The organism is Pseudonocardia sp. D17 (genome assembly GCF_036984265.1).
GTDB lineage: Bacteria > Actinomycetota > Actinomycetes > Mycobacteriales > Pseudonocardiaceae > Pseudonocardia > Pseudonocardia benzenivorans.
Window position 1 is genome coordinate 26042 of the sequence record NZ_BPRG01000125.1, and the last position, 21081, is coordinate 47122.

The following is a 21081-nucleotide window of genomic DNA, read 5'->3' on the forward strand; positions in this document are numbered from 1 at the left end:
TATGGCCCTCATTCCGTTCAGGTCCGGCCGCGTCGACGACGCCGCCACCGTCGCGTACGCCGCCACGATCACCCCCGACGGGTCGCTGGGGTCCCGGTTCAACATCACCGCCACAGGCAACATCACCACCCTGAACGGGCCGTCGTCACCGCCGTCGGACCCGTACCTGGCCGAGTACGCGATCCTGGCGTCCGGTGCGACGAGGACGGTCACCGTCGCCTCGGGCGTGCGCACCTCGACCGGCGTCACCCGCGGCCCGTACTCGGTCCCGTCCGGGCAGGTGCTGTTCGTCCTGATGCGGTACTCCGCGCTGATCGCCGCGTACACGCTGGTGGCCGCGACGATCTCGGCGACCTGACCCATGACGATCAAGGTCTACTTCAACAACGACGACCCCGACATGGCCCCCCCGGCCTGGCGCGGGACGAACTGGGACAAGACCACCGGCGCCGTGGTCAAGGCGCTGGGCCTGGACAAGGTCGGCCCCAACGCGTCCGTGGCCCAGTCCGAGACCAGCACGTCGAGCACCTACGACATGGTCCAGGGCTCCTGGACGTCGGCGCCGTTCCTACGGGACGCCTCGATCGCCGCCACGGAGACGATCGGCCTCACCGTCGGCCGCCAGGCCAGCGCCGCATCGTCGTTCTACTCGGTGATCTACATCTACGTCATGGCCCCCGACGGCTCCGTCCGGGGCGTGCTCCAGAACAAGGTCGGTTCGAGCTACTGGGGCACGGGCCAGGCGAACGGCGGCTGGAACCCCGGCGTCGTGTCCGCGGTCAGCGCGCAAGCCGGGGACCGGCTGGTCTTCGAGATGGGGGTGCGCGCCGCCAACACCACGTCGTCGTCCAGGACGGCGACCATCTGGTACGGCGACGGCGGCGGCGCCGACTACGACGTGGCCACCCCCGACCAGTCCGGCGTCACGACGCGAGTGGGGAACGCGGTCCTGACCGGGTCTGGTCTGGAGTCGCTGTGGACCCCGCCGCCGCTGGAGCCTGGCCGGATGATGATGGCCGTCTAGCCCCGCCGGGATCGTGTTTGGCAAACCTAACTATGTCGGCGGAAACGGTGGTGAACTGACCGGTAATTGCCGGGTGAATGATCTTCGGAGTGTGTCCGATACGCCCGAAATGTCCAAAGTAAGCCCCCAATTAGTTGGGAGTTCTCCGCAAGATGCGAAACAGCGTGATACTTGGCAGTCTCGTCGCCCTCGGGCTCGCCACCATTGGCGCTGGCGTGGCCAGCGCGGACGTCGTGAACGTCGACGCCGACCGCGCCGGGAGTGCTGTAGGACAGCACATCCTCGACCACGCCAACATGGACATCGTCCACGGCGGCGTCCTGAACGACGCGACCGCCGACGTCCACCGTGGCGTCCTGAACGACCTGGGCGGCGTCCTGAACCTGGACGACGTCCTCCGCTGACCGAGGGCCGCTAGAGCGGCACCCCGCACCACACGGCCCCCCGCCGCGCCCACCCGCGCGGCGGGGGGCCGCTTTGTCGTGCCCCGGCGCAGTGTGTCGCCACACGGCGCGCTACGGTTTCGCCCGGATGGACTAGAGGGGGTCAGCGTGAGCACGACCGACGAACGTCCGGTGCCCGGCGTCGAGGCCGACACCGCGGCCGTCCAGTTGGACCCAGGGGCGCCCGCCGCCCGGATCGCCGGGTGTATCTGTCCGGCGTGGATCAACGGCTACGGCGCGGGTGTCCGGACCGGGCCGGGACGTATCGACCCAATCACCCATCTGGCCCACCCGGCCTGTCGCCTCCACGGCGTCCTGTAGCGCACGAACGCCCCTCCCGAGGGCTCTCCGGGAGGGGCGTTCGTGTCCCCGATGTTTGGCTGGTCGCGAACGTGGGTACTCCTAACGCCCACCGCTGGCGATATCGGCCAACAGTGTTGCGACGTAGCGCGCTGTGCCGTGACTTTCCCGGTGCAGGCGCATGGCCCGATCCCAGGACGGCCCGCCGTCGCCGGGGGGTGGTGACGTGCGATGACGCCCTGTCTCATCGTGGAACCGGTCACCCCTGGGGCCGCCGTTGGCCGGGTGGTCGTCGTCAAGCGTGCTCATGTCTCGTCGTCGCCTCTCGTGGTCGTGCCCGAACGACCTCACGGTAGGGCCAGCGCGCACGATGCGCTACAGCTCGCCACACAGCGACCCGGACGGCCCATGCCCGCAATCACGCTGAGTTAGAAGTGTGATCCGTAGTCATCGCGCGCTTATTAGCGCCGCACCGTGCCCTCGCCCGGCACGCGGTGCCACATTCAACCGATCCGGTATTGGAAACGTGCACAACGCGCGTCGCATTGCCCCCTCACGTGACGCCCGGTGCAATACACATCACGCGACGCGTCTAGTCTTACGCGTCGTGGCACACGATCGAATCCCGAGGGAAGGGCCGTCCACTGTGCCTAGCCACCGCGCCACACCCCGCCGCTGGTTCAAGCGGCGCCCCCAGCCCGAGACCCCCGCGCCCGCGCCCGTCGAGGCCGACGACACCGATCCCACGCCCACGCGCGCCGCATCCCCGGTCATCCGGACCGTCCCCGTCGACCCCCCGGCCCCCCTCGACGCCGACTCGGCCCCGACCAGCGTCATCCCCCGCATCCCCGCCGCCGACGCCGTGGTGGAACCCGCGCCCTCGGCGCCGAGCCGGGTCACGCTGCACTACCCCGACGGCCACACGCACGCCCTCGACTGCATGTACGACGGACCCAGCGCGTTCGACGCGACCCGCCACCGCTGGATCGCCGTCGTCCCCGATGAGGCCCGCCTGGTCAACGGCATGGTCGTCCGCGTCGACCGCAAGACCGTCCTGGCTGTGGCGTTGCGGGACAAGGCCGCCGGATGACAGCCCTGGGGGAGTCGGTGTCGCAGACCCACGACGAGCACATCGCCACCGTGGCCGCCCTCGTCGCGCTTGATCACCTCGTCGACGCCGACGAACGCGGCGACGAACCGGCCGCACAGGCGTGCCTCGACAAGGTCATGACCGAGTTCGTCTTCCGCAAGGCACCCAGCGCGGCGCCGTACCCGATGCTGGCCGCGACCCGCCTGGCGATCCTGTGCGGCGTCCTGGTCCGCCAGACCGCTGACCGGCTGACCGCTGACGCGTGCCCCGACCACCAGTACGGCATCCGACGGATCGTCGGCGGCCGGACCTGGGACACCCTGGACGCCCACGATCAGGTCGCCCTCGGCGCCGTCGTCACGGCGATGAACGGCCAATGGAACGACGCGCACCAGCTCCTCTATCGCTACGCGCTAGCCACCGGGCCGTCGGCGATGACTCAGACGTTCGTCTCCCTCCTGGCCATGCGCCGGGATTCTCGCGACGAACGACCACGACCCATGTAACCGACCACCCGAGAAAGGCCCCCCAAGTGGCACGACAAGAAACTGTGACGGTCGTCGACGACCTCGACGGCAGTCCGAACGCGTCCGCGACGACGTTCGGACTCGACGGGCGCGCGTACGACATCGACCTGTCCCCGGCCAACCGCGCCAAGCTCGACGGCATCCTGGCGCCGTTCATCGCCGCCGCGCGCCGCGCCCGCCCCGGCCGCGTCCCGGCCCGCTCGAACGGCTACGCCGCCGTCGCGGCGGCCCGCCGTCGCCCGGCCCCCAACCGTGAGCAGAACCAGGCGATCCGCGACTGGGCCAAGCGCCAGGGGATGGACGTGTCCGACCGGGGCCGCATCCCCGCCGAGATCGTCGACGCCTACAACGAGGCCCACCGCCCCGAGGCCACCCAGCGGCCCGGCGTGAACGGGACCCCGGTCGCGACGGAGACGACGGCCGCCGCGGTCCCCGCCCAGCGGGCCGACACCACAACCGCCGACGCCCCGATCACGACGTACGCGACGCGGGCCGAGCGGAACAAGGCGATCCGGGCCTGGGCCGGACCCGCCGGGGTCAACGTCGCGCCCCGCGGCGCGATCAGCGACGACGTCCTGGCCAAGTTCGAGGCCGCCAACGGCCCCACCGCGATTGAGCAGCAGGACGCGTGACCGCGTTGACCGAACGGCCCCTATCGATCCAAGGCGAACGACACCAGCGCGAACCCGTCCCGCTGGCCACCGACGGCGACGTAGACGCCTACGTCGACGGCGCCTCGGACGGCGTACTGGCGTGCCGGGCCCGAGGCCGACACCTGTTCGCCCCACCGGACCGCACGCGGCTGGTGTTCGACGACATCACCGACGACGACCTCCTGGTCCGGCACGTCCAGTGTCAGTCGTGCGGCCTGGCGTGGTTCCGCGAACTGTGGGACACCGTCGGCCGTGGCCGGAACCAGCGCGTCGAGTTCATCGACGGCCGCCTGGAGTACCGGCCTGACCCGCGCACCGGGGAGCGCTACCAGTCGCCCCCCGGCCGCGGGCGCATGACCCCGCGCCAGGTGCGCGGGTCGATGGCGACCGCCGCCCTGGCGGGCCAGTCCATCGCGAGGATCAAGGCGCAGCTACGCGCCGCGCGACAACCGTAGGGGGAGCGATGAACGACGTTCCGTGGGTGGTGCGCCACCGCCACCGACTGGGCCTGATCGTGATCAGCGGCGCCGTGTACGTCATGGCGACCGTCGGCATGATCGGCGTCCCGGTCGCGCTGGCGTTCGTCGGCGGCCTACTGGTCGGTGACGACCCGGTGGGCCTGTGGGCGGTCATGGCCGCCGCCGCGGTCGCGTCGTTCTGGGTGTCGCGGCTGGTGCTGTGCGGACTGTGGTGGGTCCGCACCGGCACCTGGGACTGGCGCCGGACCCGCATCACGCGGTCCATCCGCGCTGGCTGGGGCGGCCGTCGATGACCGCCCCAGCCACCCCGCCGTCCCCGCTGTTGACCGTCCCCGAGGTCGCCGCGCTGTTGCGGGTGTCGCGGATGACCGTCTACCGACAGATCAACTCAGGAGAGCTGCCATGCGTCAAGGTCGGCCGATCGTTCCGCGTCCCGCGCCAGGTCGTGCGGGACATCCTGGGCGACGCATGCCCCGAGGGTCTGTGACCGAGGCCGAGGCCCTGGCGATGCTCGACGACCTGTACGGCCAGCTCCCGGCGATCGAGTGCAAGGGGTTGTGCCACGACACGTGTACCTCGATCGACGCGTCCGAACTGGAACGCCGCCGGATCGCCGCCGCCGGGGTCAACCTCCCCGACGAACCCGCCGCCGACCGGGTGGCCCGGCTCCGCCCCGACGCCCACGGCCTCGTCGACGTCGCCCGCGCCCGGCCCGAGGACCGCCGCTGCCCAGCCCTCGGCCCGCTGAACAACTGCACCGTGTACGAGGTCCGGCCGTTCGTGTGCCGGGCGTTCGGCCTGGTCCACCAGCGGGAGAACCCGCTCCCGCACACCGGCCCGATGATGTGCGACCACGGGTGCATCCCCGACGGCACGATCAGCCTGGCCGAGTTCGGCCGGATCGTGGTCGCGATCGAACGCCTATCCCAGGAGGTCACCGGCGTGGCCAGGTTGCCGCTGTGACCGTCGACGTGGAGGACGACGCCCTGTTCGCTGGCCTCGACCTGATCGGCCGCACCGGCGCCCGCCAGGTGGAGATCGGGTATCTGAACGAGGGCGTACCGGTTCACCTGGCGGACTGGTACTGCTCCGCGCACTACCGCGGGGCGCGGATCATCGTCGAGCACCACCGCGGGCCCGTCGAGGCCGTCGAGGCGATGGTCCGGCGCCTGCTGACCGGCGGCCGGTGCACGCACTGCGGGGGCCTGACGGCGCTGTCGGACGACGGCGCGACGGCCTACCCCGGCGCCCACATGGCCGACGGGACGACCTGGACCCTCGACGAGATCACCGCCGCGGGCCAGTGCCGGTACACCCGCGTTAGCCGCAAGTGGGTGCGCGGCTGTGAGGGCCGAACCCCGCGGGAACGGCCAGGCGCCCGAGGCCGCCGCCCCAAGGCCAAGCCGAAACGGAGGCGATGACAGATGACGATGTTCTTCGGACCCCGCTGGGACGCGCCCCTACTCGACGACCCCGAGGCCGTCCAGCTCCCCGAGACCCCCACCTACGCCCGGTGCCTGCGGTGCCGAGAACTGTTCGTCGAGGGCGACCAGGGATACGTCCAGCCCTACATCGGTAGCGGCCTGGACCCCGACTTCCTCGTGGGCCTGCGCAACGTCTACGGCCGCGGGGTCAGCCTCACGGCCACGCACCGCGAATGCCAACTGGCCGGGGTCGTCGGGCACGTCGTTGGGGTTTGCGCGTGCACCGGCTGGGACCCCTACAGTCGCGACGCCGCCCGAGAGGTCCAGCGCCGAGTCCACGCGGGGGCGCTGGGATGAGCCTGGCCCAGGTGTTGCGCGACGCGCTGATGCGCCGCGCCGCCGACCGGTCCGGCGGCCGGTTCCTCGCCGACCAGCCCGAACGACCGTGCTGGCACTGTGGCCAGCCGACCCGATACGTCGAGATCAACTTCGAGGCCCCACTCCATCCCGGCCCGTGCGCCGACCAGAAAGAGATCGAGTACTGGCGCGCCACGGCCGAGGACCACCGACCCCCAAGGGAGACACGCCCGTGACCACAACCACTGACACCCCCGACGCCCCGCCCGACGCCGACGCCCAGGCGCGCCAAATCGCCGACGACGTCCTGGCCACTGTGGACTCCGCCACCGCCAACCCCGACCAGCCCGACGAGACCCACCTGCCCGAGGGGTACCTCCTGGTCCTGGCCCTGCGGGAGACGGACACCCCGTGCGACCGGTGCGGCGAGGACGACCAGCGCGACCCGCACAACCGCACGGAGTTGGCCGTGTTCAACCGGATGGACCCCGAGGCCGCGCTGTCGGTCCTCGCCTCGGCCATGCGCCACATCGGCGACCGCGCCGGAATCGGCGTCCAGTTCGGCAGCTCGGAGGGCCTGATGGCCGCCATGGCCGCCATGGCCGCGGGCATGGGCGGGATGCGCCGCCCCGACGAGGACGACGCCCCGGCCACGAACGTCGGCCAGTACCTCTGATCATGAGCGGCGTCACGATCCCCGAGTCGCCGTACGGCGTGTTCCGGCCCGAGGCGTTCCCGTTCACCATCGAGGCGATCCGCGACCTCGGCACCCCCGACGAGACGGTGGTGTGGTCGATCGAGGTCCCCGACGCGGGCGTGGTCGACATCCCCAAACCGCGCGACGGCGTCCGCGTCGCTGTGCGGTTCCGATTCGCCACCGGCGACGTGTGGACCTACCCGGCGCCGCCATGACCGACGACGACCACCGGCACCGCGAACGCCTCATCAGGTGGGCGCTGTGGGCCATCCCCACCGCCGCCCTGGTGTTCCTGGCCGCCCGGTCGTGCCTGGGCCGCTGACGGCCCACACAGACAGCCGTGACGACGCACTGGGGCCGCGCGTCAAGGTGTAGGCCCCCGGCCCCGCCGCCGACATGGCGCGCGGCGAGGCTGGGGGCGAAACCCCGTATCAACGAAAGGCGACGACATGACCACCGACAAGACCAACCCCAACGCCGACGACCTGTTCGCGCTGGTGATCCGACCCGACACCAACGTTGCGCCCGAGCGCGTCCCGTTCAAGCGTGAGCGGCTCCTCGACGTCCTGTACGAGCTGATCGAGGACGGCGAACGCCAGGGCGTCGACGCAACCAGCGCCATCCCCACCCCGTGGGGCGACGTCCGCGCCTACGTCGGCGGGCACTCGGCCCTGGTCCCCGACGTCCCCACGAACAGCCTGGCGCTGGCGATGGTCCGCGCCTACGGCTACCACGCCCCCGACCTCCGCGGGACGGTCGTCATCGTCGGCGACGTCGACCCCGACGGCTGGAACGGGTCGTGCCCCGAGGGCCTGGCCGCCCGCGCCGAAGAGGTATCAGCGATCCACCGGGCGCACCAGTGAGAAAGCCACGCGCCAGTGAGCGCACCCACACCTGCCCCGGCGGATGCGGACGCCAGGTCCCGGACCGCTACTACGCGTGCGGGCCCGACTGGGAACGGCTGCCCAAGGAGTTCCGCGACGCGATCACCGGCAACGAACGCGGCACCGTCGAGCACGTCGACGCGATGCTGAACGCGCGCCTGTGGTTCCGAGGGGAGGACCCGCGGCCGTGAGCGCCCCATCCCCGGCCGTGATGCCGTCGCGGCGCCTCGTGTCCGTCCCCGCCCCACCGGACCCGGACCCCGTCCCGGCGATGCCGCCCTACCGGGCCGCCGACGTCGAGTACGACGCCCAGTGTTCGTTCGGGTACTGGAACCACCCGTGCCCGCACCGGGGGTGCTCGACGCCCGTCCCGAACCACCGCACCCTGTGCACCAGACACGAGGACTGATCGATGGAACTGGCCCTGTCCGTTCAGCCGGACCCCGACACCGTCCTGGCCCCGGCCCCGATGGGCCCGGACAGCGAACCGTGCGAGTCGTGCGGGACCCCCGTGCAGTACGTCGACCTCCTCGCCCTGGCGCGGCTGTGCGCGGGCCTGGACGTCGCCGAGCAGAACCCCCGCATGGTCGACACCGAGGCCACCCAGGACGCCGACGGTGGCGTGTCGTGGACGTTGCGCCACCACACCCCCGAGCGGTGCGCCGAGTTCCGCCAGGACGCCCGGTGAGGGCCGTCGGGGTGACCGCCACCCGGTACGGCCTCTCGGCGCAACAGCGCGAACACGCACACCTGATGCTGCGAGGCTTGCAACTGATCCACGGCGCCGACGAGTTGCACCACGGCGATTGTGTCGGGGGTGACGCCGAGGTCGCCGACATCGCCCGCCGCCTCGGGTACGTCCTCGTCGCTCACCCGCCGACCGCCGAGGGCCTCCGCGCGTTCGTGCCGTCGGACCGGACGATGCCGCCCGCGCTGTACCTGGACCGGAACCGCAACATCGTCGACGCCGTCTGGTTCCTCCTCGGCTACCCCGACAGCCGCCTGGAACGCCAGCGGTCCGGGACCTGGTCGACGATCCGCTACGCCCGCCGCACCCGCCGCCTCCGGATGGTGGTCGCCCCCGATGGCGCGTGCATCGACCTGCCCGCCGAGGACGTGTCATGACAGCCCCGGAAGCCGAGCACCGGCAAGTGGCCTGCATGGCTACGTCGTGGGACAGCGGCGGCCACTACCCGCCGCGTCGCTGGTTCGTGGTGTGTTCCTGCGGGGAACGCGTCGACGGCCTGGCCGATCAGATAGCGGCGTCCGATTGGCGGCGCGCCCATCTGGACGGCCCGGCTGTGGTGGGTCCCCGATGACCCCGGCCGAGAAGGCGGCCCGGACTCTGGCGGCCCGCAACCGTGAACGGATGAGGGCGGCGGTCGTACGCACCGTGGACGAGGCGCCGCCGCTGACCCCCGCCCAACGGGACCGGATCGCGAGCATCTTCCTGCGCCCGGCCGACCGTCAGGACCGCGCGCGATGAGTCGCGCCGTCGAGGCCGCGAACGAACGACGACGCGCCGCCGCCCGCGAACGCGGCGAGGCCACGTACCCGGCCGAGGTGATCGAACTGTGGCCCGCGTGCGTCGTGTGCGGGTGGCCGATCCGCCGCAACGTCGACGGCCCAGGGCCGGGCCTGTGGCGTGCCTGCCGCTGTCCTGACGTCCTGTGGCGGGTCGACCCCGTCGAGGGCGGCTGGGAACGGCGCGTCGTGGACCTGAACCCACCGCTGACCGAGAGGACTACGCCGTGACCGACCGCCTCGACGCCGCCGCCGCGGTCCTACACGCCCGCCACGTCGGCTGGACGTGGCGCCGCTGGCTCCCCACCACCGGCCCGCACGCGTGCGCCGAGTGCCGCGCCGTCGTGGACGTCCTCGCCGACATCCTCGGCCCCGTCGAGGGCCGGTCAGAACGAGTCGGCCCAGTCGTCCGGCCGCCGGTCCCGCGGACCGCGCCATAGCGGCGTCGTCATCCGCACGAACGACAGGCCGCGTTCACCGCGCCACCGCGCCAGCGCCCGCGCGTCGAGTTCGGCGCGGTCGGCCGCCGTCAGCGGGTGCGGGTCGTCGACCGTGTCCAGATGCGCCGAGCACACGGCCACCCGGTAACCGGCCCGCGTGTGCGGGTACCACCGGGTGCCCATGTGCGTCGGCGCGTCGGGGCACAGCGCCGGGTACGACCGCGGCCCCCGGTCGACGATCACCGCGCACCCAGGGCAGTCGACCGGGCCGTGCGACCGACCGTCGGTCAACCCTCGTCGTCGTCCTCGGCGTCTGGGATGGCCACAGCGCGCCGTGGGACGCCCGCCAGGATGTCCCGGACGTGTCGCCGCTGTTCCGGTGTCAGTGGCGGTGCGGCGTCGACCAGGGCCGCGATGCGGGCCGCGCGTGCCGCCTCGTCAGGGTCGACCGGACGTCGGTCGTCGTTGTCAGCCATCGAACCGTCCCCCACATTTCCGGCAGACCAGTCCGCCGCCTGGCCGGGCGGTGGTGTCGTGTTCGCCCCCGGCTGGGCACGGGCCCGTGTACCCGCGGGCCCGCCACTCGGGCAGATGGGGCCGTTCGCGCCCCAGGACCGTGTCGTCCCCGTGGCCGGGGTAAACCCAGGTCTCATCGGGGAGAACCCCGAATATCCGCTGGTCAAGGTCGGTAATGATCGATTCGTAGTCGGCCTGGCTTGTGCACCGTCCTGGACCCCCTGGGAACAGGGTGTCGCCGGTGAAGACGGTGCCCAGGTCCTCGGCGTAGAGGCAGGTGGAGCCGGGGGAGTGGCCCGGCGTCGTGATCGCGCGCAGCGTGACCCCGCCCGCGGTGAGCACGTCGCCGTCGTTCAGCTCGCGGTCGGGCCTGCGGTCCGGCCAGGTCATCTCCCACAGGGGGGCCTCGGCCGGGTTCAGCAGGATCGGCGCGTCGAACCGGTCGGCCAGCGCGGGGGCCTGGTTGACGTGGTCGTCGTGGGCGTGGGTGCACACGACGGCCACGACGCGGCGACCCGCGACCGCCTCGGTGATCTTCTCCAGGTCGTGGGCGGCGTCGACGACGATGACCTCGTTCTCGTCGCCGACGATCCACACGTTGTTGTCGACGTCCCACGTGCCGCCGTCGAGGGAGAACGTCCCCGAGGTCACGACGTGGTCGACGGGCGGCATCAGAGCACCACCACCGACCGCAGGACCTCGCCGCGCTCCATGCGGTGGAACGCCTCCTCGACGGCGTCGAGCCCGATCTCCTCGGACACGAACTTGTCGAGCGGGAGCCTGCCCTGCAGGTAGAGGTCGATGTAGGCGGGGAAGTCGCGGGTGGGCAGGCAGTCGCCGTACCAGGACGACTTCGTCGCGCCGCCGCGGCCGAAGATCTCGATCATCGGGACCTCGAAGGTCATGTCCGGCGTCGGGACGCCGACCAGGACGGCGGTGCCGGCGAGGTCGCGGGCGAAGAACGCCTGCTTGAGGGTCTCCGGCCGGCCGACCGCGTCGACGACGACGTCGGCGCCGTTGCCCCCGGTGAGCTCTTTGATCGCCTCGACGGCGTCGACCTCGCGCGAGTTGACCAGGTGCGTCGCGCCGAAGCCCTTGGCCCACTCCAGCTTGGTGGGGTCGACGTCGACGGCGATGATCGTGGTCGCCCCGGCGAGGTTCGCGCCCGCGATGGCCGCGTTGCCGACGCCGCCGCAGCCGATGACCGCGATGGAGTCGCCGCGCCCGATCCCGCCGGTGTTGATCGCGGCACCCAGCCCGGCCATCACGCCGCAGCCGAGCAGGCCGGCCGCCGCGGGCCGGGCCTCGGGGTTGACCTTGGTGCACTGGCCGGCCGCGACCAGCGTCTTCTCGGCGAACGCGCCGATCCCGAGCGCGGGCGAGAGCTCCGTGCCGTCGGCCAGCGTCATCTTCTGCGACGCGTTGTGGGTGGCGAAGCAGTACCACGGCTTGCCCTTGCGGCAGGCCCGGCACTCGCCGCAGACCGCGCGCCAGTTGAGGACCACGAAGTCGCCGGGGGCGACCTCGGTGACGCCCTCGCCGACGGCCTCGACGATGCCCGCGGCCTCGTGGCCCAGCAGGAACGGGAACTCGTCGTTGATACCGCCCTCGCGGTAGTGCAGGTCGGTGTGGCAGACCCCGCACGCCTGGATCTGCACGACCGCCTCGCCGGGGCCGGGATCCGGGATCGTGATCGTCTCGACCGAGACGGGTGCGCCCTTGGAGTGGGCGACGACCGCGCGGACCTGTTGCGACATGGCTGACTCTCCCGGTTGCTCGGTTCGACGCGGATCACGGCCGCATCGCTGGCAGCTTGTCATGTTGCCCTAGCGACCCGGATCACGCGTGCCTCATCGTGGCTGCCTGTCGGGTTAGGTTCCGGGGGTGATCGAGCGAGTCGACGACGACGGCGTCGCGGTCCTGACGATGGCCCACGGGCCCGTCAACGCGATGGACATCGAGCTGTGCCGGGCGGTGGCGGAGACCTTTCGCGGGCTGGCCTCGGATCCCGCACGCGCGGTCGTGCTGACCGCGGGCGGTGGCTCCTTCTCCGCGGGGGTGGACCTCAAGCGGTTCCTCGACGGCGGGGCGCCCTACGCCGAGGAGTTCCTGCCTGCGCTCGCGGACAGCTTCCGCGCGGTGTTCGACCTGACCAAGCCGGTAGTGGCCGCGGTCAACGGGCACGCCATCGCGGGCGGCTGCGTCCTCGCTGCGTGCGCCGACGTCGTGCTGATGGCCGACGGCAAGGGCCGGATCGGCGTCCCGGAGCTGAAGGTCGGCGTCCCGTTCCCGCGGATCGCGCTGGAGGCCATGCGGTTCGCCGTCGGCGAGACGACGGCCCGCCGGATGATCACCGGTGCCGGCACCTACACGGCCGCCGACGCGCACGGTCTCGGGCTCGTCGACGAGATCGTCGACCCCGGCGAGCTGCGCGACCGGGCCGTCGCCGCGGCCCGCGCCATGGCCGACGACGTCCCGGCCGACACCTTCGCCGTCACCAAGGCCGCGCTGCGCCGCGAGGCGAGCGAACGCGCCGACCGCTACGCCGACGACGACGAGGCCGTCCTGCGGCTGTGGAGCACGCGTGCGACCGACGGGTGGGTCGCCGAGTACCTCGCCCGCGTCACCCGGCGGTAGCCGGTTCGTGCTGCCGCACACCGCCGTCGGCGACCCGGCCGGCGGTGTCCGTCGTGCGTGGCTCGGGCAGCGGCGAGCTCGTCGGACCGGCCGGGACTCCCGACGGGGAGCCGCACGGCCCGGGGCGAGCACCGCTACACGTTCACATCCGAGTAACGGCTCGGCCCAAGGGCCGCAGGGGCCGCTAGCGTCTCGGCCCATGGGATCATCGCGGGCGGCGCTCGGGATCGGGGTCGTCGCCGGGGTCGGTCGTCCGGGGCCGTCGCGGATCGCGGCACCGACGCCAGAAGGCCTCCTCGACGTCGGTGCGCTGGCGACCACCGAGAACACCGCGTTCGCCGACCTCCTCACCCACCCGACGCTCGACGCGCTGCTCGCGGCAGGTCGAGGCGCGTGGAGCGACGTCCTCGGCTGGCTGCGCGAGCGGCTCGCCGACCCGGCACGGATCGGGCCGTTCCTGCTGCCGCCCCACGGGGTGACGCCGGTGCTGCCGTTCACCGTCGCCGACTACGTCGACTTCTACGCCTGCGAGCAGCACGCGATGAACGGCTCCGAGATCCTGCGCCCCGGCACCGCCCGGACGGCGCCGAACTGGCGGCACCTGCCCGTCGCCTACCACGGCCGGGCCGGGACGGTCGTGGTGAGCGGGACGCCCGTCGTCCGCCCGCGGGGGCAGCGCGCGGCAGGCGACTGGGGGCCGACGCGGCAGCTCGACGTCGAGGCCGAGCTGGGGTTCGTGTGCGGCGGCCCACCCCGCCCCGCGGGCGAGCCCGTACCGATCGACGAGGCGCTGGACCACGTGTTCGGCGTCGTGCTCCTCAACGACTGGTCCGCGCGCGACATCCAGTCCTTCGAGTCGCGCCCCCTCGGACCGATGCTGGGCAAGTCCTTCGCGACGGCGATCTCGGCCTGGGTGACCCCGCTCGACGCGCTGGCGGGCGCCTGGGTCGACCCGCCCCCGCGCGACCCGGAGCCGCTGCCGTACCTGCGCGGCAAGGCCGACCGCGGGCTCGACGTGACGATGGAGGTGCGGGTGGGTGGCACGCTCGTCTCGTCGCCGCCCGCGGCCGACCTGTACTGGACGCCCGCGCAGCTCGTCGCGCACCTGACGTCGAACGGTGCGTCGCTGCGCCCCGGCGACCTGCTCGGCTCCGGCACCGTCTCGGGCGGACGCCGTGAGCAGTGGGGCAGCTTCCTCGAGCTGTCCTGGGGCGGTGTGGACCCCGTCGCGCTCGACGACGGCACCACCCGCACCTACCTCGAGGACGGCGACGAGGTCGTCATCACCGCGACGTTCCCCGGCCCCGACGGTGCGCGGCTCGCCCTGCCGGAGGTGCGCAACCGGGTGCTCCCGGCACGCTGAGCGGCCCCGGGCCCGCCGCGGGCGCCGCTCGCGGGGTCAGAGCGGGCGCAGCGGGTCCGGCGTGCCGAGTGCGTCCGCGACGAAGGGCGGGATCTCGCGCTTGCCGGAGCCGTCGGTCGCGATGACGACGTAGGTCGTGCGGCCCGCGCAGGTGACCTCGTCGCCGCGGCGGACGTCGAAGTCGAGGACGAAGCTGGTGCGGCCCAACCGCGCCGTCGAGACCGCGACGCCGATCTCGTCGCCCCAGCCGACCCCGGTCCGCCAGTCGATCTCCGAGCGCACGAGCTGGACGTCGTAGCCCTGGCCGAGCATCTGCGGGTAGGGCAGCCCGCGGTGGGCGAGGAACGCGGCCATGGCCTCGTCGAACCAGGCCAGGTACCAGGCGTTGAAGACGACGTTCTGGGCGTCGACCTCCAGGTAGCGCACCGTCACCGGGAAGACGAACGGCTCGGTCACCGCGCGCCCTCCGGCGGCGCGAACACGACGACGATCGAGAGGTCCTCGCTGACGTCGTCGAACTGGTGGTGCTCGCCGGCCGGGACGAACACGACGCTGCCGGGCCCGACCTCGTGGTCGCCGTCCCGGGTGCGTAGCGTCGCGCGGCCGCGGACGACCATGTAGACCTCGTCCTCGACGTGCGGGTGCTGGCCGTCCTTGCCGCCCACCGGGATGCAGTAGGTGCCGACGGACAGCGCGGCGGAGCGGACGTGTTCGCGGTACTGGTTGGGTTCACCGTCGCGCACGGCGAAGACGCCGGCGGCTCGCAGGATCTCCACGCGCTGAACGTATACCGGCGGCCGGGCCCGACGCGTCGGCCGACCGGCCCGGCGCCGCCGACCGGCCGTTGCCCGCCCGCGGGCGGCGTGCGAACATGTGTTCGGGCCGCTGGTCGGGGGGAGTGTCGTGGCGACGGAGATCCTGCGGATGCACTGCTGCGGCGTCGAGTGGGTGGGCGCCGACAGGGCGCACTGCTGCCGGCGGACGGGCGGGTGCGGCGCGGTGTACGACGACGCCGCGCTGTGGGACGCGCACCGCCGGGCCGGTCGCTGCCGCGACCCGCGGGAGCTCGACCTCGTGCAGACGCGCAACGGGATCTGGCTGCGTCCGACGGCCTGACGACGCGGCCTCCGATCGACACGGCCTCTGATCGACACGGCCTCTGATCGACACGGCCTCTGATCGACACGGCCTCCGGCCGGGCGTGCCGGCGCCCGGTCCCGACGGCGTCCGGGTCAGCCCACCTGGTCGCGGATCGTCCGGTTGACCGCGCGGCCGAAGGCGGCGACCAGGCCCTGCACGGTGATCGGCTTCAGCCGGGCGAGGGCCGCGGCGAGGCGGACCCGTTGCGCCGCAGGACGTCCGGCGTCGCGGTAGGGCTGCAGGACCTCCCGCTGGAACAGTTCCATCAGGTCCTCGGCGAGCGCGGTGGTGTGGGCGGCGATCAGCGCCTGGGAGTCGCGCAACAGCGTCGGAGGCAGGCCCGAGTCGAGCATGTCCAGGCCCGGACCCAGTGCGCCGTGCAGCCGGACGGTGCCGTCGTCGAGGACTTCGACGATGCCGAGGGTCTGCAGGTCGGCGACGGCGGCGTCGTCGAGCGGGCGGCCGGCGCGCCGGTCGAGCTCGTCGCGGGAGACGTCCTCGAGGTGCTCGGGGACCCACGGCGTGAGCAGTGCGCGGTGCAGGGCGAGGTCCTCGGGGCCGGCGTCGTGGGGCACCCGGCCGAGATGGCGTTCGATCGCCGCGAGGGTGAAGCCGAGCGCGGACATCTCCCCGATCAGCTCCAGCCGCGCGACGTGCTCGGGGCCGTACAGCCCGGTCCGGCCGCGCAGCCGCGGCGGCCCGATGAGACCGCGACCTGCGTAGAAGCGGATGGTCCTGACACTGATCCCGGTGCGTTCGGCGAGCTGGTCGACGGTCAGCTCGGCGGCCGGGCCCGCGCCGGCCGGCTCGGCGGCCGGGCTCGTCTCCGGGCTCGCGGGCGGGCTCGCGGGCGCGGTCGGGTGCACTGCCATGTCAGGAGGCTACGACGACCTTGACCTATGTGACAGTGCTGCTGTAACAAAGATGGTGCCGACAGAGCCGTCCTCAGCCGAGAGGGCCGTCCTCAGACGAGAGGTCCGCATGAGCCAGATTCCCGAGGCCTACATCTACGACGCGATCCGGACCCCACGTGGCCGGGGCAAGGCCTCCGGCTCGCTGCACGAGGTCAAGCCGATCTCCCTGGTCGTGGACCTGATCCACGAGCTCCGCAACCGGTTCCCGGGGCTCGACCCCGCCACGATCGACGACGTCGTGCTCGGCGTCGTGTCCCCGATCGGCGACCAGGGCGGCGACATCGCCAAGGCTGCCGCGATCGCCGCCGGGCTCCCGCACACCGTCGCCGGTGTGCAGCTCAACCGCTTCTGCGCGTCCGGCCTCGAGGCCGTCAACACCGCCGCGCAGAAGGTGCGGTCCGGCATGGAGGAGATGGTCCTCGCCGGGGGCGTCGAGGCCATGTCCCGCGTCCCCATGGGGTCCGACGGCGGAGCCTGGGCCATGGACCCGGAGACGGCCTACGACACCGGCTTCGTGCCCCAGGGCATCGGCGCCGACCTCATCGCGACGCTCGAGGGCTTCTCGCGCACCGACGTCGACACCTTCGCCGTCGAGTCGCAGACCCGGGCCGCCAAGGCCTGGGCCAACGGCTACTTCGCCCGCTCGGTCGTCCCGGTCAAGGACCGCAACGGCCTGCCCGTCCTGGAGCGCGACGAGCACGTCCGGGCCGGCACGACGCTGGAGAACCTGGCCGGGCTCAAGCCCTCGTTCGAGATGATGGGCGCCGAGGGTGGTTTCGACGCGGTCGCCCTGCAGCGCTACCACTGGGTCGAGAAGATCGACCATGTGCACCACGCCGGGAACTCGTCCGGCATCGTCGACGGCGCCGCCCTCTGCCTGATCGGCACCGAGGCCGCCGGCGCGGCCGCGGGGATGACCCCGCGCGCCCGGATCGTCGCCACGGCGCTCTCCGGCGCCGACCCGACGATCATGCTCACCGGTCCCGCGCCCGCGAGCCGCAAGGCGCTCGCCAAGGCCGGGCTCACCGTCGACGACATCGACCTCTTCGAGATCAACGAGGCCTTCGCCGCCGTCGCGCTGCGCTACATGCGCGACATGGGGATCTCCCACGAGATCACCAACGTCAACGGCGGCGCCATCGCCATGGGACACCCGCTCGGTGCGACCGGCGCGATGATCCTCGGCACCCTCGTCGACGAACTGGAACGCCGGGACCTGCGCCGCGGCCTCGCCACGCTCTGCGTCGGCGGCGGCATGGGCATCGCGACGATCGTGGAGCGTGTGTGAGATGACCTCTGTGGAGAACGGCGAGCAGCAGGCCGTCCGCTGGGAGAAGGGTGCCGACGGGATCGCCGTCGTCACCCTCGACGACCCCGGCAAGAGCGCCAACACCATGAACGACCGCTACAAGACGGCCATGGGTGCGACCGTCGACGCGCTGGTCGCGGCGAAGGACGAGCTCGCCGGCGTGATCATCACGTCGGCCAAGAAGACGTTCTTCGCCGGTGGCGACCTCGAGGCCCTCTCGGCGGCACAGCCGTCCGACGCCGGCGCCGTGATGGAGAACGTCACCGAGATCAAGGCGCAGCTGCGCAAGCTGGAGACGCTCGGCAGGCCCGTCGTCGCCGCCATGAACGGCACCGCGCTCGGCGGCGGCCTGGAGATCGGGCTCGCCTGCCACCACCGCATCGGCCTCGACGCGCCCGGCGTGGTCTACGGGCTGCCCGAGGTGACGCTGGGCCTGCTGCCCGGCGGCGGTGGCGTCACCCGCATCACCCGCATGCTCGGGATCATGAACGGCTTCATGCAGGTCCTCGCGCAGGGCCAGCGGCACAAGCCGGCCAAGGCGCTGGAGATCGGGATCGTCGACGAGCTCGCGTCGACGCCCGAGGAGATGCTGGAGAAGGCGCGCGCCTGGATCGCCGCCAACCCGGACGCGGCCCAGCCCTGGGACAAGCCCGGTTTCAAGGTTCCCGGCGGCACCCCGGCCCAGCCGAAGCTCGCCGCGATCCTCCCGGCGTTCCCGGCCAACCTGCGCAAGACGCTCAAGGGCGCTCCGATGCCCGGTCCGCGCAACATCCTGGCGGCGGCCGTCGAGGGCACTCAGGTCGACTTCGACACCGCCCTGCGCATCGAGTCGCGCTACTTCGTCGAGCTCGTCGTCGGTCAGGTCTCGAAGAACATGACCAAGGCGTTCTTCTTCGACCTGCAGGCCATCAACGGCGGCCGCTCGCGTCCCGACGGCTTCGAGAAGTGGCAGCCGCGCAAGGTCGCGGTCCTCGGCGCCGGGATGATGGGTGCGGGCATCGCGTACTCGTGCGCCCTGTCGGGCTGGGAGGTCGTGCTCAAGGACGTCTCCCTGGAGGCCGCCGCCCGCGGGAAGGCGTACTCCGAGGGGCTCGTCGCCAAGGGTGTGAAGCGCGGGAAGACCACCCTGGAGAAGGGCGAGGCGCTGCTGCAGCGCATCACGCCGACCGACGACTACAACGACCTCGCCGGCTGCGACATCGTCATCGAGGCCGTCTTCGAGTCGGTGGCGCTCAAGCAGGAGGTCTTCCGCGAGGCCATGAAGGTGATCGAGCCCGACGCGTTGCTCTGCTCGAACACCTCGACGCTGCCGATCACCGAGCTCGCCGCGGGCCTCGACCGCCAAGGCGACTTCATCGGCCTGCACTTCTTCTCGCCCGTCGACAAGATGCCGCTCGTGGAGATCATCCGTGGCGAGCGGACGTCCGACGCGGCGGTGGCGAAGGCGTTCGACGTCACGCTCGGGATGCGCAAGACCCCGATCGTCGTCAACGACAGCCGCGGCTTCTTCACCAGCCGCGTCATCGGGACGTTCATCAACGAGGGCGTCGCGATGCTGGCCGAGGGCATCGACCCGCAGACGATCGAGCAGGCGTCGTCGCAGGCCGGGTACCCCGCGCCCGTGCTGCAGCTGCTCGACGAGCTGACGCTCACCCTGCCGCAGAAGATCCGGCTCGAGTCGAAGGCCGCCGCAGGGGACTCGTGGGTGGCCCATCCCGCCGACGCGATCGTCGATCGGCTGGTGGAGCTCGGGCGCCCCGGCAAGTCGGGCGGCGCCGGGTTCTACGAGTACGTGGACGGCAGGCGCGCCGGGCTCTGGCCGGGGCTGCGCACCGAGTTCGGCGCGACGAACCACGACGTCGACCTGCACGAGCTGTCGGAGCGGATGCTCGTCATCGAGGCGCTGGAGACGCAGCGCTGCTTCGACGAGGGCGTGCTCGAGACGGTGCCGGACGCCAACATCGGCTCGATCTTCGGCATCGGCTACCCGGCCTGGACCGGGGGCGTGGTGCAGTACGTCGAGGGCTACCCGGGTGGCGTCGCGGGCTTCGTCGCCCGTGCCGACGAGCTCGCCGCCAAGTACGGCGAGCGCTTCCGGGTGCCGGACTCGCTGCGCGCCCGGGCGTCGGCCGCCGCGGCGTAGGCCCGCGGGGGCGTGCGCCCCGAACGTCAGGAACGGCACTTTCCCGCAGCTGGACTGCGGGAAAGTGCCGTTCCTGCACACAGGGGGCGGCCTGCGCCGCCGACCCGGCCGCCGCTCACAGGGTGGCGGAGAGGGCGACGTCGCGCAGGTCGCCGCCGCGGGCGAGGACGGCACGCTGGGCCACGGCGCCGGTGCCGCGGGACTGCACGTCGGCGAGCAGCGACTTGACCGTCGCCGCGTCGCCCGCCTCGTCGAGCGCGTCGCCGACGTGCCGCAGCAGCAGGTCGAGCACGTCGGGCGCCGGGGCGGGGCGCCAGGTGCGGGGATCGAGCAGGGAGCTGTCCAGACCCGACCGGGCCGCCCGCCACGACGCCAGCCGCAGCACCTCGACGCGCACCTGCGGCGCCGCCTCGCCCGCCCGCCACGACCGCACGGCCGTCTCGACGAGCGCCCGGGCCAGCGCGGCGAGCAGCACGGCGTCGGCGGGGTCGCGACAGACGTCGGCCACCCGGATCTCCAGCGTCGGGTGCTGCGCCGACGGACGGACGTCGAAGTAGACCATCCCCTCGTCGAGGACGGTCCCGCTGCGCACCATCGTCTCGACGGTCTCGCGGTAGGTGGCGACCGAGCCGAACGCGGGCGTCGGCCCGGCCGACGGCCAGCGCGACCACACCTGCTGGCGGTAGGCCGAGTAGCCGGAGTCCTCGCCCTGCCACAGGGGGGAGTTGGCGGTCAGCGCCAGCAGCGGCGCGAGCCACGGCCTGACCCGGTCGAGCGCGGCGACGGCCTCCTCGTCGGAGCTGACCGCGACGTGCACGTGGCACCCGCAGGTGAGGCTCTCGGCGACGGTGATGCCGAAGCGCTCGGCCATCCGGCGGTAGCGGGGCCCGTCGGACAGCGTGGGTTCCGCGGGCAGCGGAGACGTCGCGATCGCCGCAGGGACCGTGCCCGCGGTCGCGGCGGCCGACACCGCGGCGGCGCGGGCCGCGCGCAGACCGCGGTCGAGCTCGTCGAGCGTGCGGGCGGGGTCGGTACCCGTCTCGAGCTGCTCGGCGTGCAGCTCGGCCGTGAGCTCGGGCCCGTCGTCGTCCGCCCGGCGCAGCACCACGCCGCCCACGGCGCTCGGACGTCCGGAGTCCGGGTCGAGGAGCAGGAATTCTTCCTCGACGCCGACAGTGCGTACGGTCACGGGCAGCAACGTAGCGGGCACGGCAGCA

36 protein-coding genes are annotated in these 21081 nt (G+C 72.6%); 28 read left to right on the plus strand and 8 right to left on the minus strand.

Annotated features, from left to right (window positions below; all coding sequences use genetic code 11):
- Position 1 precedes the first annotated feature (1 nt).
- The 23 genes from PSD17_RS20020 to PSD17_RS20130 all read left to right on the plus strand — a co-directional run bounded on the left by PSD17_RS20020 (position 2) and on the right by PSD17_RS20130 (position 9633).
- Positions 2 to 358 (plus strand): hypothetical protein, encoded by a 357-nt coding sequence (locus PSD17_RS20020; RefSeq protein WP_339124109.1) that lies wholly within the window; start codon positions 2 to 4, stop codon positions 356 to 358.
- A 3-nt stretch (positions 359 to 361) separates the two neighbouring features.
- Entirely contained in the window at positions 362 to 1024 is a 663-nt protein-coding gene (locus tag PSD17_RS20025; protein WP_339124110.1) for a hypothetical protein, read from the plus strand.
- A gap of 215 nt (positions 1025 to 1239) precedes the next feature.
- Positions 1240 to 1428 carry a hypothetical protein gene (locus PSD17_RS20030; RefSeq protein WP_339124111.1) on the plus strand — a complete coding sequence of 63 codons (189 nt, stop codon included), beginning with the start codon at positions 1240 to 1242 and terminating at the stop codon, positions 1426 to 1428.
- Between the two features lie 147 nt (positions 1429 to 1575).
- Positions 1576 to 1788 (plus strand): hypothetical protein, encoded by a 213-nt coding sequence (locus tag PSD17_RS20035; RefSeq protein ID WP_339124112.1) that lies wholly within the window; start codon positions 1576 to 1578, stop codon positions 1786 to 1788.
- Positions 1789 to 2413: 625 nt separating this feature from the next.
- Entirely contained in the window at positions 2414 to 2857 is a 444-nt protein-coding gene (locus PSD17_RS20040) for a hypothetical protein (RefSeq protein ID WP_339124113.1), read from the plus strand.
- Positions 2854 to 3363, plus strand: a complete 510-nt coding sequence (locus PSD17_RS20045) for a hypothetical protein (protein WP_339124114.1) — start codon at positions 2854 to 2856, stop codon at positions 3361 to 3363. The genes PSD17_RS20040 and PSD17_RS20045 overlap by 4 nt, the downstream gene beginning before the upstream one ends.
- 26 nt (positions 3364 to 3389) lie before the next feature.
- Entirely contained in the window at positions 3390 to 4016 is a 627-nt protein-coding gene (locus PSD17_RS20050) for a histone-like nucleoid-structuring protein Lsr2 (RefSeq protein WP_339124115.1), read from the plus strand.
- On the plus strand, positions 4013 to 4492 hold the full coding sequence (locus PSD17_RS20055) for a hypothetical protein (protein WP_339124116.1): 480 nt from the start codon (positions 4013 to 4015) through the stop codon (positions 4490 to 4492). Before PSD17_RS20050 ends, PSD17_RS20055 begins: the two co-directional genes overlap by 4 nt.
- 8 nt (positions 4493 to 4500) lie before the next feature.
- Positions 4501 to 4809, plus strand: a complete 309-nt coding sequence (locus PSD17_RS20060; protein WP_339124117.1) for a hypothetical protein — start codon at positions 4501 to 4503, stop codon at positions 4807 to 4809.
- Positions 4806 to 5003 carry a helix-turn-helix domain-containing protein gene (locus tag PSD17_RS20065; RefSeq protein WP_339124118.1) on the plus strand — a complete coding sequence of 66 codons (198 nt, stop codon included), beginning with the start codon at positions 4806 to 4808 and terminating at the stop codon, positions 5001 to 5003. Before PSD17_RS20060 ends, PSD17_RS20065 begins: the two co-directional genes overlap by 4 nt.
- Positions 5000 to 5479, plus strand: coding sequence for a YkgJ family cysteine cluster protein (locus PSD17_RS20070; RefSeq protein ID WP_339124119.1), 480 nt, complete (start codon positions 5000 to 5002; stop codon positions 5477 to 5479). The genes PSD17_RS20065 and PSD17_RS20070 overlap by 4 nt, the downstream gene beginning before the upstream one ends.
- Positions 5476 to 5937 (plus strand): hypothetical protein, encoded by a 462-nt coding sequence (locus PSD17_RS20075; protein WP_339124120.1) that lies wholly within the window; start codon positions 5476 to 5478, stop codon positions 5935 to 5937. The genes PSD17_RS20070 and PSD17_RS20075 overlap by 4 nt, the downstream gene beginning before the upstream one ends.
- Positions 5938 to 5940: 3 nt before the next feature.
- A complete protein-coding gene (locus PSD17_RS20080) occupies positions 5941 to 6297 on the plus strand; it encodes a hypothetical protein (protein ID WP_339124121.1) in 357 nt (118 codons plus the stop codon).
- Positions 6294 to 6533, plus strand: coding sequence for a hypothetical protein (locus PSD17_RS20085; RefSeq protein ID WP_339124122.1), 240 nt, complete (start codon positions 6294 to 6296; stop codon positions 6531 to 6533). Before PSD17_RS20080 ends, PSD17_RS20085 begins: the two co-directional genes overlap by 4 nt.
- Positions 6530 to 6973 (plus strand): hypothetical protein, encoded by a 444-nt coding sequence (locus tag PSD17_RS20090; RefSeq protein WP_339124123.1) that lies wholly within the window; start codon positions 6530 to 6532, stop codon positions 6971 to 6973. The genes PSD17_RS20085 and PSD17_RS20090 overlap by 4 nt, the downstream gene beginning before the upstream one ends.
- A gap of 2 nt (positions 6974 to 6975) precedes the next feature.
- Entirely contained in the window at positions 6976 to 7209 is a 234-nt protein-coding gene (locus tag PSD17_RS20095; RefSeq protein WP_339124124.1) for a hypothetical protein, read from the plus strand.
- Positions 7210 to 7443: 234 nt separating this feature from the next.
- Positions 7444 to 7857 (plus strand): hypothetical protein, encoded by a 414-nt coding sequence (locus tag PSD17_RS20100; RefSeq protein ID WP_339124125.1) that lies wholly within the window; start codon positions 7444 to 7446, stop codon positions 7855 to 7857.
- Complete coding sequence (locus PSD17_RS20105) at positions 7854 to 8069, plus strand: hypothetical protein (RefSeq protein WP_339124126.1); 216 nt, start codon at positions 7854 to 7856, stop codon at positions 8067 to 8069. The genes PSD17_RS20100 and PSD17_RS20105 overlap by 4 nt, the downstream gene beginning before the upstream one ends.
- Complete coding sequence (locus PSD17_RS20110) at positions 8066 to 8287, plus strand: hypothetical protein (RefSeq protein ID WP_339124127.1); 222 nt, start codon at positions 8066 to 8068, stop codon at positions 8285 to 8287. Before PSD17_RS20105 ends, PSD17_RS20110 begins: the two co-directional genes overlap by 4 nt.
- Positions 8288 to 8290: 3 nt before the next feature.
- Positions 8291 to 8566 carry a hypothetical protein gene (locus tag PSD17_RS20115; RefSeq protein ID WP_339124128.1) on the plus strand — a complete coding sequence of 92 codons (276 nt, stop codon included), beginning with the start codon at positions 8291 to 8293 and terminating at the stop codon, positions 8564 to 8566.
- Entirely contained in the window at positions 8563 to 9003 is a 441-nt protein-coding gene (locus PSD17_RS20120) for a hypothetical protein (RefSeq protein WP_339124129.1), read from the plus strand. The genes PSD17_RS20115 and PSD17_RS20120 overlap by 4 nt, the downstream gene beginning before the upstream one ends.
- 190 nt (positions 9004 to 9193) lie before the next feature.
- On the plus strand, positions 9194 to 9364 hold the full coding sequence (locus tag PSD17_RS20125) for a hypothetical protein (RefSeq protein ID WP_339124130.1): 171 nt from the start codon (positions 9194 to 9196) through the stop codon (positions 9362 to 9364).
- Positions 9361 to 9633 carry a hypothetical protein gene (locus tag PSD17_RS20130; RefSeq protein ID WP_339124131.1) on the plus strand — a complete coding sequence of 91 codons (273 nt, stop codon included), beginning with the start codon at positions 9361 to 9363 and terminating at the stop codon, positions 9631 to 9633. The genes PSD17_RS20125 and PSD17_RS20130 overlap by 4 nt, the downstream gene beginning before the upstream one ends.
- 155 nt (positions 9634 to 9788) lie before the next feature.
- Here the strand turns inward: PSD17_RS20130 and PSD17_RS20135 are convergent, their stop codons facing one another.
- From PSD17_RS20135 to PSD17_RS20150, 4 genes are read right to left on the minus strand one after another with little or no spacing between them, the layout of a single operon-like run.
- A complete protein-coding gene (locus PSD17_RS20135) occupies positions 9789 to 10085 on the minus strand; it encodes a hypothetical protein (protein ID WP_339124132.1) in 297 nt (98 codons plus the stop codon).
- Between the two features lie 44 nt (positions 10086 to 10129).
- Entirely contained in the window at positions 10130 to 10318 is a 189-nt protein-coding gene (locus tag PSD17_RS20140; RefSeq protein WP_339124133.1) for a hypothetical protein, read from the minus strand.
- Positions 10311 to 11030 carry an MBL fold metallo-hydrolase gene (locus tag PSD17_RS20145; protein WP_339124134.1) on the minus strand — a complete coding sequence of 240 codons (720 nt, stop codon included), beginning with the start codon at positions 11028 to 11030 and terminating at the stop codon, positions 10311 to 10313. Before PSD17_RS20145 ends, PSD17_RS20140 begins: the two co-directional genes overlap by 8 nt.
- A complete protein-coding gene (locus tag PSD17_RS20150) occupies positions 11030 to 12115 on the minus strand; it encodes an S-(hydroxymethyl)mycothiol dehydrogenase (protein WP_103380736.1) in 1086 nt (361 codons plus the stop codon). Before PSD17_RS20150 ends, PSD17_RS20145 begins: the two co-directional genes overlap by 1 nt.
- A gap of 127 nt (positions 12116 to 12242) precedes the next feature.
- Here PSD17_RS20150 and PSD17_RS20155 point away from each other — a divergent pair, with 127 nt between their 5' ends.
- Both PSD17_RS20155 and PSD17_RS20160 read left to right on the plus strand, forming a co-directional pair.
- Positions 12243 to 12995, plus strand: coding sequence for an enoyl-CoA hydratase/isomerase family protein (locus tag PSD17_RS20155; RefSeq protein WP_013672846.1), 753 nt, complete (start codon positions 12243 to 12245; stop codon positions 12993 to 12995).
- Between the two features lie 199 nt (positions 12996 to 13194).
- A complete protein-coding gene (locus PSD17_RS20160; RefSeq protein ID WP_013672847.1) occupies positions 13195 to 14358 on the plus strand; it encodes a fumarylacetoacetate hydrolase family protein in 1164 nt (387 codons plus the stop codon).
- Positions 14359 to 14394: 36 nt separating this feature from the next.
- Here the strand turns inward: PSD17_RS20160 and PSD17_RS20165 are convergent, their stop codons facing one another.
- The gene (locus PSD17_RS20165; protein ID WP_013672848.1) at positions 14395 to 14814 is read right to left on the minus strand and encodes an acyl-CoA thioesterase; all 420 of its coding nucleotides are present in this window, start codon (positions 14812 to 14814) and stop codon (positions 14395 to 14397) included.
- Positions 14811 to 15134, minus strand: a complete 324-nt coding sequence (locus PSD17_RS20170) for a cupin domain-containing protein (RefSeq protein ID WP_013672849.1) — start codon at positions 15132 to 15134, stop codon at positions 14811 to 14813. Before PSD17_RS20170 ends, PSD17_RS20165 begins: the two co-directional genes overlap by 4 nt.
- Positions 15135 to 15261: 127 nt before the next feature.
- Between PSD17_RS20170 and PSD17_RS20175 the strand changes: the two genes are divergently transcribed.
- The gene (locus PSD17_RS20175; RefSeq protein WP_233899284.1) at positions 15262 to 15474 is read left to right on the plus strand and encodes an FDXHR family putative zinc-binding protein; all 213 of its coding nucleotides are present in this window, start codon (positions 15262 to 15264) and stop codon (positions 15472 to 15474) included.
- 116 nt (positions 15475 to 15590) lie between these two features.
- Here PSD17_RS20175 and PSD17_RS20180 read toward each other — a convergent pair whose 3' ends face one another.
- Positions 15591 to 16370: a MerR family transcriptional regulator gene (locus PSD17_RS20180; RefSeq protein WP_339124135.1), complete on the minus strand. Its 780-nt coding sequence runs from the start codon at positions 16368 to 16370 to the stop codon at positions 15591 to 15593.
- Between the two features lie 109 nt (positions 16371 to 16479).
- On the opposite strand from PSD17_RS20180, the gene PSD17_RS20185 reads away from it, so the two are divergent.
- Both PSD17_RS20185 and PSD17_RS20190 read left to right on the plus strand, forming a co-directional pair.
- Positions 16480 to 17700 (plus strand): acetyl-CoA C-acetyltransferase, encoded by a 1221-nt coding sequence (locus PSD17_RS20185; RefSeq protein ID WP_103380739.1) that lies wholly within the window; start codon positions 16480 to 16482, stop codon positions 17698 to 17700.
- Position 17701: 1 nt separating this feature from the next.
- The gene (locus PSD17_RS20190; protein WP_339124136.1) at positions 17702 to 19864 is read left to right on the plus strand and encodes a 3-hydroxyacyl-CoA dehydrogenase NAD-binding domain-containing protein; all 2163 of its coding nucleotides are present in this window, start codon (positions 17702 to 17704) and stop codon (positions 19862 to 19864) included.
- Between the two features lie 115 nt (positions 19865 to 19979).
- Here PSD17_RS20190 and PSD17_RS20195 read toward each other — a convergent pair whose 3' ends face one another.
- Entirely contained in the window at positions 19980 to 21053 is a 1074-nt protein-coding gene (locus tag PSD17_RS20195) for a carboxylate-amine ligase (RefSeq protein WP_339124137.1), read from the minus strand.
- Between the last annotated feature and the right edge of the window lie 28 nt (positions 21054 to 21081).

Excerpts from the sequence above, each read along its gene's own strand:
- PSD17_RS20020 (WP_339124109.1), top strand. The coding sequence starts at position 2 with ATGGCCCTCATTCCGTTCAGGTCCGGCCGCGTCGACGACGCCGCCACC.
- PSD17_RS20025 (WP_339124110.1), top strand. The coding sequence starts at position 362 with ATGACGATCAAGGTCTACTTCAACAACGACGACCCCGACATGGCCCCC.
- PSD17_RS20045 (WP_339124114.1), top strand. The coding sequence starts at position 2,854 with ATGACAGCCCTGGGGGAGTCGGTGTCGCAGACCCACGACGAGCACATC.
- PSD17_RS20060 (WP_339124117.1), top strand. The coding sequence starts at position 4,501 with ATGAACGACGTTCCGTGGGTGGTGCGCCACCGCCACCGACTGGGCCTG.
- PSD17_RS20065 (WP_339124118.1), top strand. The coding sequence starts at position 4,806 with ATGACCGCCCCAGCCACCCCGCCGTCCCCGCTGTTGACCGTCCCCGAG.
- PSD17_RS20080 (WP_339124121.1), top strand. The coding sequence starts at position 5,941 with ATGACGATGTTCTTCGGACCCCGCTGGGACGCGCCCCTACTCGACGAC.
- PSD17_RS20085 (WP_339124122.1), top strand. The coding sequence starts at position 6,294 with ATGAGCCTGGCCCAGGTGTTGCGCGACGCGCTGATGCGCCGCGCCGCC.
- PSD17_RS20095 (WP_339124124.1), top strand. The coding sequence starts at position 6,976 with ATGAGCGGCGTCACGATCCCCGAGTCGCCGTACGGCGTGTTCCGGCCC.
- PSD17_RS20100 (WP_339124125.1), top strand. The coding sequence starts at position 7,444 with ATGACCACCGACAAGACCAACCCCAACGCCGACGACCTGTTCGCGCTG.
- PSD17_RS20115 (WP_339124128.1), top strand. The coding sequence starts at position 8,291 with ATGGAACTGGCCCTGTCCGTTCAGCCGGACCCCGACACCGTCCTGGCC.
- PSD17_RS20125 (WP_339124130.1), top strand. The coding sequence starts at position 9,194 with ATGACCCCGGCCGAGAAGGCGGCCCGGACTCTGGCGGCCCGCAACCGT.
- PSD17_RS20130 (WP_339124131.1), top strand. The coding sequence starts at position 9,361 with ATGAGTCGCGCCGTCGAGGCCGCGAACGAACGACGACGCGCCGCCGCC.
- PSD17_RS20140 (WP_339124133.1), bottom strand. The coding sequence starts at position 10,318 with ATGGCTGACAACGACGACCGACGTCCGGTCGACCCTGACGAGGCGGCA.
- PSD17_RS20145 (WP_339124134.1), bottom strand. The coding sequence starts at position 11,030 with ATGCCGCCCGTCGACCACGTCGTGACCTCGGGGACGTTCTCCCTCGAC.
- PSD17_RS20150 (WP_103380736.1), bottom strand. The coding sequence starts at position 12,115 with ATGTCGCAACAGGTCCGCGCGGTCGTCGCCCACTCCAAGGGCGCACCC.
- PSD17_RS20160 (WP_013672847.1), top strand. The coding sequence starts at position 13,195 with ATGGGATCATCGCGGGCGGCGCTCGGGATCGGGGTCGTCGCCGGGGTC.
- PSD17_RS20180 (WP_339124135.1), bottom strand. The coding sequence starts at position 16,370 with ATGGCAGTGCACCCGACCGCGCCCGCGAGCCCGCCCGCGAGCCCGGAG.
- PSD17_RS20185 (WP_103380739.1), top strand. The coding sequence starts at position 16,480 with ATGAGCCAGATTCCCGAGGCCTACATCTACGACGCGATCCGGACCCCA.
- PSD17_RS20190 (WP_339124136.1), top strand. The coding sequence starts at position 17,702 with ATGACCTCTGTGGAGAACGGCGAGCAGCAGGCCGTCCGCTGGGAGAAG.